Annotated in this window: 17 protein-coding genes; 6 read left to right on the top strand and 11 right to left on the bottom strand. The window is 70.3% G+C overall.

Annotation, left to right across the window (positions count from 1 at the left end):
* Nucleotides 1–4 precede the first annotated feature (4 nt).
* A complete protein-coding gene (locus DDF62_RS21755; protein WP_101713760.1) occupies nt 5–418 on the top strand; it encodes a hypothetical protein in 414 nt (137 codons plus the stop codon).
* A gap of 21 nt (nt 419–439) precedes the next feature.
* Nucleotides 440–880 carry a hypothetical protein gene (locus DDF62_RS21750; RefSeq protein ID WP_116491044.1) on the top strand — a complete coding sequence of 147 codons (441 nt, stop codon included), beginning with the start codon at nt 440–442 and terminating at the stop codon, nt 878–880.
* Nucleotides 881–1189: 309 nt separating this feature from the next.
* Here DDF62_RS21750 and DDF62_RS21745 read toward each other — a convergent pair whose 3' ends face one another.
* The 5 genes from DDF62_RS21745 to DDF62_RS21725 all read right to left on the bottom strand — a co-directional run bounded on the left by DDF62_RS21745 (nt 1190) and on the right by DDF62_RS21725 (nt 3768).
* The gene (locus DDF62_RS21745) at nt 1190–1696 is read right to left on the bottom strand and encodes a F0F1 ATP synthase subunit B (RefSeq protein WP_116491043.1); all 507 of its coding nucleotides are present in this window, start codon (nt 1694–1696) and stop codon (nt 1190–1192) included.
* Between the two features lie 13 nt (nt 1697–1709).
* Nucleotides 1710–2243: a F0F1 ATP synthase subunit B family protein gene (locus tag DDF62_RS21740; RefSeq protein WP_116491042.1), complete on the bottom strand. Its 534-nt coding sequence runs from the start codon at nt 2241–2243 to the stop codon at nt 1710–1712.
* Between the two features lie 113 nt (nt 2244–2356).
* The gene (locus tag DDF62_RS21735) at nt 2357–2581 is read right to left on the bottom strand and encodes a F0F1 ATP synthase subunit C (RefSeq protein ID WP_101713756.1); all 225 of its coding nucleotides are present in this window, start codon (nt 2579–2581) and stop codon (nt 2357–2359) included.
* A gap of 48 nt (nt 2582–2629) precedes the next feature.
* Nucleotides 2630–3391, bottom strand: a complete 762-nt coding sequence (locus DDF62_RS21730) for a F0F1 ATP synthase subunit A (RefSeq protein WP_116491041.1) — start codon at nt 3389–3391, stop codon at nt 2630–2632.
* A 5-nt stretch (nt 3392–3396) separates the two neighbouring features.
* Nucleotides 3397–3768, bottom strand: a complete 372-nt coding sequence (locus DDF62_RS21725) for an AtpZ/AtpI family protein (RefSeq protein ID WP_116491040.1) — start codon at nt 3766–3768, stop codon at nt 3397–3399.
* Between the two features lie 314 nt (nt 3769–4082).
* Here DDF62_RS21725 and DDF62_RS21720 point away from each other — a divergent pair, with 314 nt between their 5' ends.
* Both DDF62_RS21720 and DDF62_RS21715 read left to right on the top strand, forming a co-directional pair.
* A complete protein-coding gene (locus DDF62_RS21720; protein WP_116491039.1) occupies nt 4083–4466 on the top strand; it encodes a DUF6481 family protein in 384 nt (127 codons plus the stop codon).
* Nucleotides 4467–4568: 102 nt separating this feature from the next.
* On the top strand, nt 4569–5366 hold the full coding sequence (locus DDF62_RS21715) for a TSUP family transporter (RefSeq protein WP_116491038.1): 798 nt from the start codon (nt 4569–4571) through the stop codon (nt 5364–5366).
* 137 nt (nt 5367–5503) lie between these two features.
* Here DDF62_RS21715 and smc read toward each other — a convergent pair whose 3' ends face one another.
* From smc to DDF62_RS21695, 4 genes are all read right to left on the bottom strand, one after another.
* A complete protein-coding gene (gene smc / locus DDF62_RS21710) occupies nt 5504–8950 on the bottom strand; it encodes a chromosome segregation protein SMC (protein WP_116491037.1) in 3447 nt (1148 codons plus the stop codon).
* Between the two features lie 15 nt (nt 8951–8965).
* The gene (locus DDF62_RS21705) at nt 8966–9580 is read right to left on the bottom strand and encodes a thioredoxin domain-containing protein (RefSeq protein WP_116491036.1); all 615 of its coding nucleotides are present in this window, start codon (nt 9578–9580) and stop codon (nt 8966–8968) included.
* A 2-nt stretch (nt 9581–9582) separates the two neighbouring features.
* Entirely contained in the window at nt 9583–10206 is a 624-nt protein-coding gene (locus tag DDF62_RS21700; protein ID WP_116491035.1) for a DsbA family protein, read from the bottom strand.
* Between the two features lie 108 nt (nt 10207–10314).
* Entirely contained in the window at nt 10315–10860 is a 546-nt protein-coding gene (locus tag DDF62_RS21695) for a DUF721 domain-containing protein (RefSeq protein ID WP_116491034.1), read from the bottom strand.
* 64 nt (nt 10861–10924) lie between these two features.
* On the opposite strand from DDF62_RS21695, the gene mutY reads away from it, so the two are divergent.
* A complete protein-coding gene (gene mutY, locus DDF62_RS21690) occupies nt 10925–11977 on the top strand; it encodes an A/G-specific adenine glycosylase (RefSeq protein WP_116491033.1) in 1053 nt (350 codons plus the stop codon).
* A 237-nt stretch (nt 11978–12214) separates the two neighbouring features.
* Complete coding sequence (locus tag DDF62_RS21685; RefSeq protein WP_116491032.1) at nt 12215–13615, top strand: glycoside hydrolase family 28 protein; 1401 nt, start codon at nt 12215–12217, stop codon at nt 13613–13615.
* Nucleotides 13616–13778: 163 nt separating this feature from the next.
* Here DDF62_RS21685 and DDF62_RS21680 read toward each other — a convergent pair whose 3' ends face one another.
* Nucleotides 13779–15620: an arginine--tRNA ligase gene (locus tag DDF62_RS21680; protein WP_116491031.1), complete on the bottom strand. Its 1842-nt coding sequence runs from the start codon at nt 15618–15620 to the stop codon at nt 13779–13781.
* On the bottom strand, nt 15617–16318 hold the full coding sequence (locus DDF62_RS25895) for a Tat pathway signal sequence domain protein (RefSeq protein ID WP_116491030.1): 702 nt from the start codon (nt 16316–16318) through the stop codon (nt 15617–15619). The genes DDF62_RS21680 and DDF62_RS25895 overlap by 4 nt, the downstream gene beginning before the upstream one ends.
* Nucleotides 16319–16433: the final 115 nt, after the last annotated feature.

The raw sequence follows: 16433 nt of genomic DNA, 5'->3' as shown, positions 1-16433 counted from the left end.
CCCCATGAACCTCGCCATCGCCATGCCGCCTGTGCGCCTCTCCGCAGCCGACGAACTCGCCCGCGAGCTTCTCGGCCGGATCATTCGCGGCCTGCTGGTGGCCCTTGGCCTGGTGTTCATCGCCGCGGGCTTTCTCATCGCGCCCCTGCCCGGCCCCATGGGCGTGCCGCTGACGGTCATCGGCCTGATGCTGGTGCTGCGCAACTCGTTCAAGGCCCGCAAGCAGTTCGTCCGCTTCCAGCACGCTCACCCCAAGCTGGTCTTCCCGCTGCGCCGCCTGCTGCGCCGCGAGCCCGAAGTGGTGCTGGTGGCCTGGCAGCAGGCCCTGCGGATCGAGAAGCTGGTCATCCCGCGCCGCTGGCGCGTGGCCAAGCGCTGGCGCAAGGCGCTCAAGCGCCGGGGCCAGCGCGCGGTCTAGGGGCCCCGTGAGCCTCTTCCAGTGACCCGGCGCGACCCCAGGGTCGTTCGCCGCCTTTCCAGCCTCCGTCGCCGCCGGCTGGCCTTTGTCGTGCGCGAGACCTTCGCCCGCGTGGCCCGGATCCTGCTGATCGCGCTCGGCGTGCTGATCCTGCTGGCCGGCGCGGTGCTGACGCCCCTGCCCGGCCATGTGGGCCTGCCGCTGCTGGTGATCGGGCTGATGGTGGTGCTGCGCAACTCGTTCCAGGCCAAGCGCCGCTTCATCCGCTGGCAGCGCCGCCACCCCAAGCTGATCTTCCCCATCCGCCGCCTGATGCGCCGCGAGCCGGAGATTCTGCTGGTCGCCTGGCAGCAGCTTCTGCGGTCTGAGAAGGTGGTGTTGAGGCGGCCGGCCTGGCGAGTGCTGAAGCGGGGGCGAAAGGCTGTGCGGCGGTGGCTGCGAAGGAAAAACCCTCTCTCTTAGAGAGAGGGAGGGGCCCGCCGCCGCAGGCGGTGGGAGGGTGAGAGGTTTCACCGCTGGCTGGTAAGCTCAACGTGCCGACAGGCTTCGAGGTGGTTAGCGCCCCCAGCCACGAGGAACTGGTCCTCGCAATTCTCCGAGCGAGTCACGAGCGGCGCGGCCGCGCCCCTTCTGGAAAGTTTGTTACCTCTCACCCTCCCACGCTCCGCGTGGGCCCCTCCCTCTCTCGAAGAGAGAGGGTCCGGAAAGACAAAAGAAAAAGGCGCGGCCCTTGCGAGCCGCGCCTTCGATCTTTCAGCCGTCCTGGAAGGACTACTGCAGCTTGCCGCCGATCTGGCCGATGGCCGTATCGGCCAGCGGGTCCGAGCCGGTCGCGACGCGGGCCAGCAGGACCGCCTCGGCGGCCTGGGCGGCGAGGTCGACGGCCGCGGCCTTGACGTCCGCGGCGGCCTGGGCCTCGGCCTGGGCGATCTTGCGCTCGGCCATTTCGGCGCGGCGCGTGATCTGCTCCTCGAGCTTCTCCTTGGCCTCGGCTTCCAGGCGGATCGCGTCCGCCTTGGCCGCCTCGAGCATGGCCGAAGCCTGGCGCTCGGATTCCTCGCGCTGGGCCTTGACCTCGGCGAGCAGGGCTTGCGCCTCCTCACGGAGCTGCTGGGCCTCGGCGAGCTCGGCCTGGATCTTGGCGGCGTAGCCGTCAAGCGCGCCGAACAGGGCGCCGGGCAGGACCTTCAGCACGACCAGCAGGCCGAAGAAGATCACCAGGGCCGCCAGAACCCAGAATTCCGGGTTGGAGAAGCTGAACAGGGATTGGTGTTCCATGGTCGGCTACTCCTTAGGCCAGAGCCGCTTTGAGCTCGGCGGCCGAAGCCGCCTTGCCCGTCAGCTTCTCGACGATGGCGCCGGCCGTCTCCTCGGCCACCGTGCGGACGTGGCTCATGGCCTCGTCGCGGGCGGTGGTGATCGAGGCTTCGGCCGCGGCCAGCTTCTCGGCCAGCACGGCTTCTTCCTTGGCCTGACGCTCGGCGGCTTCCGCCGAGGCCTTGGCCTTGGCGTCCGCGGCGGTCTTCTGGGCCTTGGCGCGAGCCTCGGCGACCTCGGCCGCGGCCGCGCGGGCCTGGGCTTCGGCTTCGTCCTTCAGACGACGGGCGTCGGCGATGTCGCCGGCGATCTTGGCGCCGCGTTCGTCGATCGCGCCGCTGACGCGGGGCAGAAGACCCTTCGACAGCACGACGTAGAGAACGGCGAAGATGAGCAGCAGCCAGACGATCTGACCGCCCCAGTGCTGGAACTGGAGCTGCGGAAGACCGCCGCTCTCGTGCCCCGGGGCTTCAGTCGACTCGACCGTGCCGTGATTTTCCGTCGCCATGGGCGAGGGCGCCTCTCAGCTAACGCCTGCCATCCGGATACGGACGGGCAGGCTCGGTTCTAGAAGATCAAAGCGCGGCTTGGGCCGTGACCGGCCCCGCCGCGCTCTGGGGATTACGAGAAGAGGATCAGGAAGGCGATGACCAGGGCGAAGATGCCCAGGGCTTCCGTCAGCGCCATGCCCAGGAACAGCATCGGACGCTCTTGAGCGGCCGCGGTCGGGTTGCGCAGCGCGCCTTGGAAATAGTTGCCGAACATGACGCCCAGGCCGACGCCCGCGCCGATCATGCCGAGCATGGCCAGGCCAGCGCCGATGTACTTAGCGGCTTCCGCTTCCATTGTGAGGCTCCTTGAGAATTCAGAGATAGGTTGAAGAGAAAAGGGTGATCAGTGGCTGTCGAGGTGCACGACGTCGTTGAGATAGACGCAGGTGAGCACCGCGAACACGAAGGCCTGAAGGAAGGCCACCATGAACTCGAGCGCCGTCAGGGCGATGACGGAGGAGAGGGCCAGGGCCGCGCCGGCCCAGCCCAGGACGCCGAGGCCGCCCAGGGCGACGACGAAGCCGGCGAAGATCTTCAGGACCACGTGGCCGCCCAGCATGTTGCCGAACAGACGAAGGCCCAGGGTGATGGGGCGGATCAGGAACGACAGGATCTCGATCGGCACCAGCAGGAAATACAGCGGCCACGGCACGCCCGACGGGGCGAACAGCTTGAAGAACTTGATGCCGTTCTTGGCGAAGCCGACGCCGACAACCGTCAGGATGACCATGATGCCCAGCGTCAGGGTCACGGCCAGCTGCGAGGTGGCGGTGAACACCAGGAACATGCCCTGCAGGTTCATGAACAGCACGAACGCGAACAGGGTGAAGACGAAGGGCAGGAACTTCTTGCCGTCGTGGCCGATGATCGACTCGGCCAATCCGTCGACCAGCCCGTAGAGCATCTCGCCCACGGTCTGCAGGCGGCCCGGCACCACGGCCTTGCGGGCGGCGGCGGCGTAGAAGACGATGATCAGCGTCGCGGCCAGCAGCATCGCGAACACCGAGTTGGTGATCGACAGGTCGATAGCGCCCAGGCCCGGAACGGTCACGGTCGGCAGTTCCACGATCTTCTGGATCTGGAACTGGTGCATCGGATCGGCCATCGGCCCTAGTCTCTCTTCTGCTTGGGGGCGGTTGGCCCGTCCCCGTTGTCTACATCCTCGGCCTTGGCCTTGGACGCCTGCGCGCTCAGTTTCGTCGCCTTGCGGACGACGGAGAATATCGCGAGACCCGTGCCGATCAGCAGACCGCCGACCATCCCCCAAGGCCCCGTGCCGGCATAATGATCGAGCAGCCAGCCGAAGCCGAGCCCCACCAGAACGCCCCCGATCAAATCCGCCAGGAGGCGATAGCCGTCCTGGGAAGCTTTCTCGCCCGCCGCCTTGACGGGCTTTTCCGCCGCCTTCCGCGCCTCGAAAGCGTCGAGCCGAGCGTCGAGGCTGTCAAAAGCCTTGTCGTTCGGTTCGTCGGCCTTGGGCATGGGAAGCGGTCAGGTCCGAAAGCGCCTGCAGACGCGCCTGAAGAAGGCGCTTTTTCGGCCGGCTTGATCGCGGCGGAACCTATAGGGCGCGCTGCGGTGCGTCAAGATTGTGGAGAAACTACGCAAGGCGCTGTTTTCGCGGGGGAATTTCCGCAGGGTCAGCTGAACCACGGAATCCGGGTCTCCCAGGCGGCCCCGCCCCTCGCCGGTCGCTCGCGCGCGACATTCCGTCCGTCGGCAAGCGGGGCCTGTCCAATTGCTTTTTCAGCCGTTTTGGGGTTTAGAGACGCGCCTCTCCAACAGCACGAAGTTTCATGTCCTATCTGAAGAACACCGGATTCGCCGACCGCATCACCGCCCAGCAGGAAGCCAAGAAGGCGATGCTGGCCAAGTTCAAGCCGAAGGCCACCGTTCAGGACCCCGATTTCGACAAGCGCGACGAGCAGCGCGCCGCCGAACTGGAAGCCGTCCGCACCGCCCGCGCCGAAGCCAAGGAAATCGCCCGCCTCGAAGCCCTGGCCCGCCAGGAAGAGATCGCGGCCGTCAAGCGCGCCGAGCGCAAGGAACGCAAGGCCGCCGAAGTCGCCGAGCAACGCGTCCGCAAGGAAGAAAAGGCCGCGGCCCGCGAAGAGCTGAAGGCCCTGGGCCGCAACAGCAAGGCCTCGCGCGCCCACCAGTGGGCCCACCTGATCGGCTGATCGAACGATGGGGAGACGCGCCATGGCCGCCTCCCCTTCCTTCACCCGCCGCCTGCCGCCGCCCGGCTCCCGGGCGGCTTTTCGCGTTTGTAGGGTCCTGCGATGGAACATCTGAGCGTCCAGCTGCTCGTCATCCTGTTCGGGGTGGCCTTCGTGGCCGGGACCCTGGACGCCATCGCCGGCGGCGGCGGCCTGATCACCCTGCCGGCGCTGCTGCTGTCGGGCCTGCCGCCGATCGCCGCGCTGGGCACCAGCAAGCTGCAAAGCACCTTCGGTTCGGTCTCGGCCACGCGGGCCTTCGCCAAGCGCGGCCTGATCGACTGGAAGACCGCATGGCCGATCGGCCTGGCCGCGGGCCTGGCGGGGATCGCCGGCGCCCTGTGCGCCAGCCTGCTGTCGCCGAAGTTCCTGGCCGGCCTCGTGCCGGTGCTGCTGATCGTCATCGCCGTCTATTTCGGCCTGTCCAAGGCCCTGAAGGCCGAGGACGGCCCATCCCGCCTGGCCCTGCCGGCCTTCGCAGGCTTCATCGCCCCGATCGTCGGCTTCTATGACGGGATCTTCGGTCCTGGCGCGGGGGCCTTCTACATGGTCGCCATCGTCACCCTGCTCGGCTACGGCGTGCTGAAGGCCACCGCCCACACCAAGCTGGCCAACGCCGCCAGCAATGTCGGGGCGCTGGCGCTGTTCATCATCAAGGGCGCGGTGATCTGGCCGATCGGCCTGGCGATGGCCGTCGGAGCGTTTCTCGGGGCCCAGCTCGGTTCGCGGCTGGCCGTGCGGTTCGGCGCACGGCTGATCCGGCCGCTGCTGGTGACGATCTCCTGCGCCATGGCCGTCAAGCTGCTGGCCGATCCGAGCAATCCGCTGCGGCAGATGGCGGCGGGGTTGTTCGGAGGCTAAGACCCTCTCCCTGTGGGAGAGGTGTCGGCGAAGCCGACGGAGAGGGGCGCGGCTGCGAAATCGGCCAACGCCTCGCAAGCTGAAAACGTCCCCCCTCCGGCCCTTCGGGCCGCCTCCCCCAGAGGGGGAGGATCACCCTACTGCGCCGCCACCAGTTCCTCGGCGGTCGACAGGTCCACGCTCACCAGCTGGCTGACCCCGCGCTCGGACATGGTCACGCCGAACAGGCGGTCCATGCGGCTCATGGTCACCGGGTTGTGGGTGATGGCGATGAAGCGCGTCAGGGTGCGGCGGCGCATCTCGTCGAGCATGTTGCAGTAGCGGTCGACATTGGCGTCGTCGAGCGGAGCGTCGACTTCGTCCAGCACGCAGATCGGGGCCGGATTGGCCAGGAACACGCCGAAGATCAGGGCGCTGGCGGTCAGGGCCTGCTCGCCGCCGCTCATCAGGCTCATGCTGGCTAGGCGCTTGCCGGGCGGACAGGCGAAGATCTCCAGGCCCGCTTCAAGAGGATCATCGCTTTCGATCAGCCGCAGCTCGGCCTGACCACCGCCGAACAGAGCCTGGAACAGGGTCTGGAAGTGGTTGTTGATGACGTCGAACGCCGCCAGCAGGCGCTCGCGGCCCTCGGCGTTCAGCTCCTCGATGCCGTCGCGCAGCTTGGCCACCGCGCCCGACAGGTCGGCGCGTTCGATGCGCATGGTCTCGAGCCGGCCGGCATATTCCTGGGCCTCTTCTTCCGCGCGCAGGTTCACCGGACCGATCGCATCGCGCTCGCGTTCGAGGGCAAACAGGTGGGCCTCGACGCCAGCGGCGTCCTTCGGGACAGCCACGGCCTCGCCGGCCAGGTGGCGGCCCAGGGCCTCGGGCTCCATGCGGGCGCTCTCGCGGATGTTCGAGGCGATCTCGGCGAAGCGTTCGCGGGCGGCGTCCAGGCGGGCGACCAGGGCGGCGCGGCGCTCGCGGGCCTCGCCGGCGGCCTGGTCGGCGGCGCGGGCGGTGCGGTCGGCGGTGATGCGGGCGGTCTCGGCCGCCTCCAGGGCGTCGCTGGCCTTGGCCCGGCGCTGCTCGGCGGCGTCGAACTGATCGACCAGAACGAGCAGCTTCTCCTCCAGCTCGGCCGGCGCGGCGCGGGCGGCCTCAAGCGCGGCGGCGGCCTTGGCGCGGTCGGCCTCCAGGGCCTCGGCCCGCTTGGCGGCGGCGTCGCGGCGGCGGGTCCAGTCGCCGAGATCACGCTCCAGGCTCTCCAGCCGGCGCTGGCGGCCGGCGCGCTCGCGGTTTTCGAGATCCAGGGCCGAGCGGGCGGCCGAAGCGGCTTCGCGGGCGGCGGCGGCGGCCTGGCGGGCGGCCGCCAGCTGCGGGGCCAGGTCGCCGACGCTTTCAGCCGCCGCCTGCTCGGCGCGGACACCCGCCAGGGCCTCGTCGGCCTCGGCCCGCTCGGCCTCGAAACGGGCGATGGTGTCGTCCAGCGACTGGGCGCGGGCCTCGCGCTGAGCGGCCTCGCGCTCGTAGCGGGCCACGGTCTCGCGGGCCCCGTTCAGCAGGCGCTCGGCGTCGGGCGGACCCCGGCGCTTGTCGCGCAACGCGTCCTCGGCGGCGCGCAGGCGGTCGGCGGCGGTCTTCAGGGCGGCGGTGGCGGCCTCGGCCTGGGGCGCGACCGCGTCGATCTCGGCCTCGACTTCGGAGAGGCGGGTGCGCTGCTCCAAGCGGACCGCGGCCGGCTTGGGGGCGTCGGCCTTGGCGACGAAGCCGTCCCAGCGCCACAGGTCGCCTTCCTTGGAGACCAGCCGCGCGCCCACGGGCAGGTTCCTGGCCAGGCGCGCGGCGTCGGCGCGGTCCACCAGGCCGACCATGGCCAGGCGCGCGGCCAGTTCGGCGGGCGCCTTGACCAGCGGGGCCAGCGGCTGGACGCCCTCGGGCCAGGATGTCGCGGGCGCGTCGGCCCCGGCCCAGTGCGAGGGCGCGCGGGCGTCGAGCGCGGCTTCCAGGTCGTCGCCCAGGGCGGCGGCCAGGGCCGCGCCATAGCCCTTGTCGGGCGTCACCGCGTCGAGGGCGGGCGAGAAGCCGCTCTTGGCGCGCGGGGCGGTCAGCTGGGCCAGGCCCCGGGCCTCGGTGCGCAGGCGGCCCAGCTGGTCCTCGGCCTTGCGGGCCAGATCCCGGGCCGCGCCCTCGGCCTGGGCGGCCGTGGTGCGCTCGGCCTCGGCGGCTTCCAGGGCGGCGCGGGCGGCGGCCAGTTGGGCTTCCGCGTTCGCGAAACGCTGGCGGGCCTCGGCCGCGGCGGGATCGACGGCCGGACCGACGGCGGCGCGCTCGGCCTTGGCCTGGTCCAGGGCGCGGACGGTCCGGGCCAGGCGGCTCTCGGCCTCGGCCAGGCGCTGGGCGGCGGCGCGGGCGCGGGCTTCCTCGGCGGCGGACTGGGCCGCCAGCCGCTCGACGGCGCTGTCGGCCTCGGCCCGCGCGGCCTCGGCGGCCTTGGCGGCGGTCTCCAGCTCGGGGCCGCGCTCGGGGGCGGCGGCGATCAGGCCGCGCACCTCGGCCAGCTCCGGCTCGATGCGGGCCAGGCTGCGGCCCGCGTCCTCGGCGGTCTGCTGCTCGCGGGCGCGGTCGTCGTCGATGCGGGACAGGTCGGCCGACAGGCGCTGGAACTCGGCGGCGGCGGCGGCCGCGTCGCGTTCGGCGCGGTCCTTCTGGATGGCCAGCTGGCCCAGCACCGCCTGGGCGATCGCCGCCTCTTCGCGCAGCGGCGGCATGGCGGCCTCGGCCGTGACGATCGCGCCCTGGCCGGCGGCGGCGGCGCGGGCCGTCTCCTCGACTTCGCGGGCCGACTGCGTGGCCTCGGACTGGGTGCGCTCCAGCGTGTCGCGAGCCTCGGCCCAGCGGGCGAACAGCACAGCCCCCTGCACGGCGCGGATCTCGGCCGACAGGCGCTTGTATTTCTCGGCCTGGCGGGCCTCGCGCTTGAGGCGGTTCAGCGCCGTCTCCAGCTCGCGAGCCACGTCTTCCAGGCGGGTCAGGTTGCTTTCGGCGGCCCGCAGCCGCAGCTCCGCCTCGTGGCGGCGGGTGTGCAGGCCCGAGACCCCGGCGGCCTCTTCCAGGATGCGGCGGCGGTTCTGCGGCTTGGCGCCGATCAGCTCGCTGATCTGGCCCTGGCGCACCAGGGCCGGCGAGTTGGCCCCGGTCGAGGCGTCGGCGAACAGGAGCTGGACGTCGCGGGCGCGCACCTCGCGGCCGTTGATGCGGTAGGTCGAGCCGGCCCCGCGGTCGATGCGGCGCACGACCTCCAGCACCGGATCGTCGTTGAAGCTGGCCGGCGCGGTGCGGTCGGCGTTGTCGATGGTCAGGGTGACGTCGGCGTGGTTGCGCGGCGGGCGGTTGCCCGATCCGGCGAAGATCACGTCGTCCATGCCGCCGGCTCGCATGGCCTTGGCCGAGTTGGCGCCCATCACCCAGCGCAGGGCTTCCAGCAGGTTGGACTTGCCGCAGCCGTTGGGCCCGACGATGCCCGTCAGGCCAGGCTCGATCCGGAACTCCGTCGGCTCGACGAAGGACTTGAAGCCGGAGAGGCGCAGACGCTGGAACTGCACGGCCGCGCCCGCCCGCTAGCCCTTCAGGGCCTTGTCGATGGCTTGGGCCAGGTCGTCCACGGTGACGTCGCCGACCAGCTGGGCGCCGTTGACGAAGAAGGTCGGGGTGCCCTCGATCCTGTCGCGCTTTGCCGAAGCCTCGACGCGGGCGTTCAGCGCGGCCAGCGCGGCCTTGTCGTTGAGGGTCGCTTCCAGCTGGGCCTCGGTCAGGCCGAAGCGCTTGGCCACGCCCAGCAGGCCGCCCCAGTAGTCGCCGGTCTGGTACATCGACTTCTGGGCGGCGAAGATCGCGTCGACCGCCTCGAAATAGCGGGCCGGCGGCACGCGGTTGGCCAGCAGGAAGCCGGCGCCGGCCAGGTCGTAGGGCGGGGTCAGGAACTCGCGGAACACGAGGCGCGCCTTGCCCGTGTCGATGTAGCGCTTCTTGATCGCCGGCATGACCTCCATGGCCGTGTGGGCGCAGTGGCCGCAGCTCATCGAGGCGTACTCGACGATCTGCACCTTGGCCTTGGGCGAACCCAGGACGTGGTCGCCCGGCTGGGCGGGCAAGGGCGCGGCGCACGCAAGCGTCGGCATGGCGGTCGCGGCCGCCAGGCCCGAGACGATCAGCGCGCGCCGGTCCAGGATCATGCTTACTTGCTCGCCGCTTCGATGGCCGCGTCCAGCTGGGTCATCGGAGCCTCGCCGCCTTCGTCGTTCAGCTTCTTGCCGTTGATGACGAAGGTCGGGGTGCCCTTGATGTCGGTTTCCTTCGAGTAGCGCTCAATGCGGTCGTTGAGGGCCTTCAGGGCCTTCTCGTCGCTGACGCAGGCGTCGAACTGCTGCTCGTTCAGGCCCGACGACTGGGCGATGCGCAGCAGCACGCCGCGATAGTCGCCGGTGGTGAACATCTCTTCCTGCGAGCGATAGACCGAGTCCAGCACCGAGAAATACTTGTCCTTGCCGGCGCAGCGGGCCAGCAGGAACGAGGCGGCGGCCACCTGCGGCGGGGCGGTCAGGAACTCGCGGTAGACGTAGTTCACCTTGCCGGTGTCGATGTACTTCTTCTTGAAGTCCGGGAACACTTCCTCGTTCCACTTGGCGCAGTGGACGCAGGAGGCCGAGGCGTACTCGATGACCGTGACCTTGGCGTTGGGGTTGCCCAGGCTCATGTCGTCGGCCGTGACGGTCGAGCCCGACTTGTTGCAGGCGGACAGGCCGGCGACGCTGGCGACCAGGGTCGCGGCGAGCAGGATCCGGCGAAGGGGCGAGCGCATGGTCGGGTCTTCCTCGAACGTGAACAGTGAAGTTAAGCGCGATTCTTTAGCCGCGTGAAAATGGCGCCGATGAGGCTTTCGCGCATCAGCGGCAACCCGCGAAGGTTGTCAACGCTCGTTGCGCAGCACGCCGCGCCCCAGCTTCAGCAGCGCCTCTTTCAGCGGGCCTTCGGGCTGGTCGGACAGGCTGGAGGCCAGGTCGCGCTCCTGGGCCGCGTCGAGCGGCGGCCGGCGGCGCGGACGCGGCGGGGCCGAGGCGGCCGCGGCGACGCGCACGGGCCCTTGGACGATGCGCAGCCGGGTCACCGCGCCCTTGCCCAGCAAGAGGTCCAGGCGCTGGGTGATCTGGGGAACCTGGTGCTGGATCAGCGAGGCGACGGGGCCGTCGACGCGCAGTTCCAGCGTGCCGCCCTCGCCGGTGCGGCTCTTGATGATGCGGACGGGCTCGGTGCGGCGGGCCAGGCTCTCGCCGACGATCTCCTTCCAGCGGGCCTGCAGCGCGCCGGGACCCTGGCCGTGCTTCTTGTCGAGCTCGCGGATGAACTTGGCCAGGCTCTTGCCGGCCGGCGGCGGCACGCGCATCGGCGGCCGGGTGCGGCGGCGCGACAGGATCTTCAGGGCCTCGTCGGCCGTGGGCAGCGTGCGGCGATACATTGCCTCACAATGCTAGCACGCCCCCCTCCCCTCGCGCGCGTGGATTTGCGATAGGAGGCGGACAATGACCGACGTCGCCGCGATCCGCTCAGCCCTGCTTTCCTGGTACGACCGCGAGGCGCGGGTGCTGCCGTGGCGAACCGGCCCCGCCGCCGGCGCCATGGGCCTGCGCAGCGACCCCTACCGGGTGTGGCTGTCGGAGGTGATGCTGCAACAGACCACGGTGCCGCACGCCACGCCCTATTTCCTGGCCTTCACCCAGCGCTGGCCCACCGTCGAGGCCCTGGCGGCCGAGCAGGACGGCGAGCTGATGGCCGCCTGGGCGGGGCTTGGCTACTACGCCCGGGCCCGCAACCTGCTGGCCTGCGCCCGCGCGGTGGCCCACCAGCACGGCGGCGAGTTCCCCAATACCGAAGAGGGCCTTCTGGCCCTGCCGGGCGTGGGCGCCTACACCGCCGCCGCCGTGGCGGCGATCGCCTTCGACCAGGCGGCCAACGTCGTCGACGGCAATGTCGAGCGGGTGATGGCGCGACTGTTCGCGGTGGAGACGCCGCTGCCCGACGCCAAGCCGGAACTCAAGCGCCTGGCCGCCGGCCTGGTCACCGACGATCGCCCCGGCGACTGGGCACAGGCGCTGATGGACCTGGGCGCCACCATCTGCAAGCCCAAGGCCCCGCTGTGCGACCGCTGCCCGGTCGAGCCGTTCTGCGCGGCCGGGGCCAGGGGCGCGCCCGAGACCTTTCCCCGCCGCACCAAGAAGGCCGACCGCCCGCGCCGCCACGGCGTGGCCTATATCGTCAGCCGCCGGGGCGAGACGGCCCTGGTGCGGCGTCCGGACAAGGGCCTGCTGGGCGGCATGCTGGGCCTGCCGACCTCGGACTGGCGCGACCGCCCCTGGTCGGATGACGAAGCCGCCCGCGCCGCCCCGATCCTGGCCCCCTGGCGCGACCTGGGCGCGGTGGAGCACGTCTTCACCCACTTCTCGCTGACCCTGCGGGTGATGGTCGCCGAGGCCGACGTCGCCGGCGACTTCGTCTGGACCCCGCACGAGGGGCTGTCGGCGCTGCCCAGCGTGTTCCTGAAGGCGGCGCGGGCCGGGCTGGAGCGGCTCGTTTAGGAACCTCCCCCTCTGGGGGAGGCGGCCGAAGGCCGGTGGGGGGTCGTTTTCAGCTTCCCTCGCATTGGCCAAGTTCGAACAACTCCCCCCACCGATCGCTGCGCGATCGCCTCCCCCACAGGGGGAGGTCCCCTTGCGCGCCCGCCTAATCAAATCCCGAATATTGACTTCGCATCCCATCATGCGAGCAATGCACCCCGACAAGGGCGGCGAACGCCCGGCATCGGGAGACGCGGCATGGCTATCGTTCAGACCACCCGGCGGACCGCGCTGGGCGCCGGGATCCTCGCCCCGCTGATTCCCGGCCTGGCCATCGCCAAGCCCTTTCCCCGCAGGCTGGTGCGACCCACCGCGCCGTTCGACATGCCCTCGATCGGCGTGCCCGACTTCTCCCGCGCCAGGCGCTTTGTCATCACCGACTTCGGCGCCGACCAGGGCGACCAGGCCAAGACCAGCGCCGCCATCGCCGCGGCGATCACGGCGGCCAACGCCGCCGGCGCGGGGGTGGTGGTGGTCCCCGAGGGGACCTGGCCGACCGGCAAGATCCACTTCAAGAGCAACGTCGCCCTGCACCTGGCCAAGGGCGCCACCCTGCTGTTCTCCGAAAAGCCCGCCGACTACCTGCCGCCCGTCCAGACGACCTGGGAGGGGCTGGAGTGCTGGAACTACTCGCCGCTGGTCTACGCCTTCGACTGCGAGAACGTGGCGATCACCGGCCCTGGCCGGCTGAAGGCCAAGCTGGACGTCTGGCGCGAGTGGTACAAGCGGCCCAAGCCGCACATGGACGCCCTGGTGGCGCTCTATCACCAGGCCGCCAAGGGCGAGCCGGTCAGCGAGCGCCGGATGACGGCCGGCGAGGCCAATCTTCGCCCGCAGTTCATCCAGTTCAACCGCTGCCGCCACGTGCTGGTCGAGGACGTCAGCATCGAGGACAGCCCGTTCTGGGTGATCCACCCGTTCCTCTGCACCGACGTGGTCATCCGGCGGGTGAAGATCCGCGCCCACGGCCACAACAACGACGGCGTCGATCCGGAGATGAGCCAGAACGTGCTGATCGAGGACTGCGTGTTCGACCAGGGCGACGATGCGGTGTCGGTGAAGTCGGGCCGCGACCAGGACGCCTGGCGACTGGGCGTTCCCACCCGCAACGTCGTCATGCGCGACTGCAAGATCCGCAACGGCCACCAATTGATGGCCGTGGGCAGCGAGCTGTCGGCCGGGATCGAGAACGTCTTCGTCGACAACTGTCACTTCGTCGGCGACGGGAAAGGCGATGACGGCTGGGCCGTGCCGATCGCCAACCTGCTGTTCGTCAAGACCAACGAGCGGCGCGGCGGCTTCGTGCGCAACATCCACATGCGCAATGTCAGCGCCACGAAGATCGCCGGCAGCGTGCTCGCGATCGACACCGACGTGCTCTACCAGTGGCGCACCCTGGTTCCGACCTACGAGCGGCGGCTCACCACGATCGAGGGCCTGCGGGTTTCCGACGTGCGGGTCGAGGAGGCCGGCTCGGTGTGCAGCATCAAGGGCGAGAAGGACCTGCCGGTGCGCGACGTGCGGCTGCGCAAGGTGAGCGTCGGTAAGGTGGCCGGGCCGGTGACGACGGAGAATGTGGCGGGGTTCAATTTAACCTAATCCCTCCCCCTCGATGGGGGAGGGGCAGGGGTGGGGGTGAGTGCGGCGGTCAGGCTCGCGCCAGGTCTTGAACCGCTGTCACCCCCATCCCCGGCCCTTCCCCCATCAAAGGGGGAAGGGAGAAGAAGAGCGGGCCGACAAGGCCCGCCCCTCCCTTAGGGACTTACATCCGTTCCGGCGTCTCGACGCCCAGCAGGTCGAGCGCCAGCTCAAGCTGCTTGAGGGCCGTCTGGGCCAGGGTCAGGCGCGAGGCGCGCACGGCCGGCTCGTCGGCGCCCAGGATCGGGCAGGCGGCGTAGAACTTCGAGAAGCCCTGGGCCAGCTTGTAGGCGTGCTCGGCCACGAAGTTGGGGGCCTTCTTGTCGTAGGCCTCCGACAGGGCGCCCTCGAAGGCGTCCAGCAGCAGGGTCAGGTCGCGTTCGGCCGGTTCGGCCACGATCACGGCCCCGCCTTGGGCGCCCTGGTCGGCGGCCTTGCGCAGGATGCTCTTGATGCGGACGGTCTGGTACAGCAGGTACGGACCGGTCTTGCCCTCGAAGCTGGTGAAGCGGTCGAGGTCGAAGACGTAGGAGGTGCCGCGGAAGTTCTGCAGGTCGGCGAACTTCAGGGCGGCGACGCCGACCTTGTGCGCGGTCTCCTCGAAGGCTTCCGGCGACAGTTCGGCGCCCAGGCCGGCTTCGCGCAGGCGCTCGCGGGCCTTTTCGCGGGCCATCTCGATCAGGTCGTGCAGCTTCAGGACGCCGCCGGCGCGGGTCTTGAACGGCTTGCCGTCGGCGCCGTTCATGGTGCCGAAGCCGATGTGCTCCAGGCCGCCCGGCTGGGCGTAGCCGGCCAGGTAGGCGGCGCGGAACACCTGCTCGAAGTGGTCGGCCTGGCGCTGGTCGACGCAGTAGAGGATCAGGTGCGGGTCGAACGACTGGCGGCGATCCAGGATCGTGGCCAGATCGGTCGTGCCGTACATGGCCGAGCCTTCCGACGAGACCACCAGCAGCGGATCGGGGCTTTCGACCTCGATCACCGAGCCGTCGGGCAGCTTCTTCTTCTTGGTCTCGCCAGGACGGGCCACGCGGACGATGCGGGCGCCCTGGTCCTCGACCAGCAGGCCCTTGTCCTCCAGCTGGCGCACCATCGGCGCGATCAGCGGGTCGGCGTCGCTTTCGCCCTTCCACAGGTCGAAGTCGACGCCCAGGGCGTGGAACTCGCGTTCCAGGGCCACGCGGCTGACGTCGACGAAGTGCTTCCACAGCAGACGGTAGCCGAAGCGGCCGTTCTGCAGGTCGGCCGTCGCCTTGCGGGCGCGGTCGCGATACTCGGCGTCTTCCTTGGCGCGCGCGGCGGCGGCCGGGTACAGGCGGTCGAGGTCGGCCAGGGTCACCCGGCCGGCGAACTCGGCGCGCACCTTGGCGGCGTCGGCGTCGGAGAAGTCGCGCGGGGCGTCGGGCAGCTTGTCCATCAGGGCGGAGATGAAGGCGTCCTCGTCCATCACCGCGGTGATGAGCAGGCCCATCTGGAAGCCCCAGTCGCCGAAGTGGGCGTCGCCCACCACCTGGTCGCCGCGGAAGCGGTACAGGCGCTTGATCGACTCGCCGATGATCGAGGCGCGCAGGTGGCCCACGTGCATCGGCTTGGCGACGTTGGGGCCGGCATAGTCGACCAGCACGCGGCGCGGATCGGCCAGCAGGCTGGCGCCGGCGCGCTCGTCGGCGGCGATCTCGTCGGCGCGGGCGGCTAGGGCCGCGGGGCTGACGCGCATGTTGATGAAGCCGACGCCGGCGATCTCGACCGAGGCCAGGCGCGGGTCGGCCTTCAGCTGCTCGACCACCTGGACGGCGATTTCGCGGGGGTTACGCTTGGCGCTCTTGGCCGCGGCGAGGGCGCCGTTGCACTGGAAGTCGGCCAGGTCGGGCCGGTCGGACGCCGTGACGCGCCCGAAGTCGGGAGACAGTCCGGCGGCCTGGAAAGCGGCCGCGGCCGCCTCGCTCAAGGACCGCTTCAAATCGTTCATTGCTTAGGAGGAGTCCCTGCTTGCTGGGCTTGGGCGGCCTGGCCGGCGTTGACGCGGAAGCGCTTGCCGTCGCGGTTGAAGGCGGCCATTTCCGGGGTGACGTCGAAGCCGATCAGGACTTCGAAATTGCTGCCGCTCGTCGTGGCTTCGGCGCGCGGGATGGTGATGGTCTGCAGCTTCTCGGTGGCGTAGACGCGGTCGCCGCTGGCCGGGAAGGTGATCGGCAGGTCGAAATATTCCTTGGCCAGCACCGACTTGTTGCGCTCGGTCACGGCCACCCAGTAGCGGTAGGTCTTGCGGGTCTCGGTCGCTTCGGGGCCGCGGCCCAGGGCGAACAGCACCTCGACCTGCATCTTGATCGGCTCGTCGCTCTTGTAGGCGCAGCCCGAGGACACGCCCTGGATCTCGCCGGTGTAGCCGGTGGAGGCGGCGCTTTCCTTGCCGCCCTTGAACTCGACATAGCGGCTGGCGTCGTACAGCACCTTCACGAAGGGGCACGGACCGGCGTTGCGCAGCTGGGCCAGCGGGGCCTTGGGCTGGTTCCACTCCTCGTCGCGCTTCTTCTTCTTGGAGCCGTCGTCCTCCTGGCCGCCGCCCTGGCCGCCGCGACCGCCGCCCTGGGCGTAGGCGCTGGTGGCGGTGACGGCGATCGACAGGGCCATCAGGGCGCTGAAGGCGACGGAAAGCGTGCGGCGCATGAAACGTCCGGTTCGAGAAGGATTGCCAGAAAGGGAAAGGCCCCACCCGGCGTCATGCAGCCTGATAAAGGCATATGCGTGACCTCGCAACGGGCGCACGTTGCAGCTTGGTCGT

The organism is Caulobacter radicis (assembly GCF_003094615.1).
Taxonomy (GTDB): Bacteria; Pseudomonadota; Alphaproteobacteria; order Caulobacterales; family Caulobacteraceae; genus Caulobacter; species Caulobacter radicis.
Note: the sequence above shows the minus strand (reverse complement) of the source record. Positions and strands in the feature narration are given on the sequence as shown.

Bases quoted from the DNA above. Each gene is read 5' to 3' on its own strand.
- DDF62_RS21755 (WP_101713760.1), top strand. From the start codon at position 5: ATGAACCTCGCCATCGCCATGCCGCCTGTGCGCCTCTCCGCAGCCGAC.
- DDF62_RS21745 (WP_116491043.1), bottom strand. From the start codon at position 1,696: ATGGAACACCAATCCCTGTTCAGCTTCTCCAACCCGGAATTCTGGGTT.
- DDF62_RS21740 (WP_116491042.1), bottom strand. From the start codon at position 2,243: ATGGCGACGGAAAATCACGGCACGGTCGAGTCGACTGAAGCCCCGGGG.
- DDF62_RS21735 (WP_101713756.1), bottom strand. From the start codon at position 2,581: ATGGAAGCGGAAGCCGCTAAGTACATCGGCGCTGGCCTGGCCATGCTC.
- DDF62_RS21730 (WP_116491041.1), bottom strand. From the start codon at position 3,391: ATGGCCGATCCGATGCACCAGTTCCAGATCCAGAAGATCGTGGAACTG.
- DDF62_RS21725 (WP_116491040.1), bottom strand. From the start codon at position 3,768: ATGCCCAAGGCCGACGAACCGAACGACAAGGCTTTTGACAGCCTCGAC.
- DDF62_RS21720 (WP_116491039.1), top strand. From the start codon at position 4,083: ATGTCCTATCTGAAGAACACCGGATTCGCCGACCGCATCACCGCCCAG.
- DDF62_RS21715 (WP_116491038.1), top strand. From the start codon at position 4,569: ATGGAACATCTGAGCGTCCAGCTGCTCGTCATCCTGTTCGGGGTGGCC.
- DDF62_RS21705 (WP_116491036.1), bottom strand. From the start codon at position 9,580: ATGATCCTGGACCGGCGCGCGCTGATCGTCTCGGGCCTGGCGGCCGCG.
- DDF62_RS21700 (WP_116491035.1), bottom strand. From the start codon at position 10,206: ATGCGCTCGCCCCTTCGCCGGATCCTGCTCGCCGCGACCCTGGTCGCC.
- DDF62_RS21695 (WP_116491034.1), bottom strand. From the start codon at position 10,860: ATGTATCGCCGCACGCTGCCCACGGCCGACGAGGCCCTGAAGATCCTG.
- mutY (WP_116491033.1), top strand. From the start codon at position 10,925: ATGACCGACGTCGCCGCGATCCGCTCAGCCCTGCTTTCCTGGTACGAC.
- DDF62_RS21685 (WP_116491032.1), top strand. From the start codon at position 12,215: ATGGCTATCGTTCAGACCACCCGGCGGACCGCGCTGGGCGCCGGGATC.
- DDF62_RS21680 (WP_116491031.1), bottom strand. From the start codon at position 15,620: ATGAACGATTTGAAGCGGTCCTTGAGCGAGGCGGCCGCGGCCGCTTTC.
- DDF62_RS25895 (WP_116491030.1), bottom strand. From the start codon at position 16,318: ATGCGCCGCACGCTTTCCGTCGCCTTCAGCGCCCTGATGGCCCTGTCG.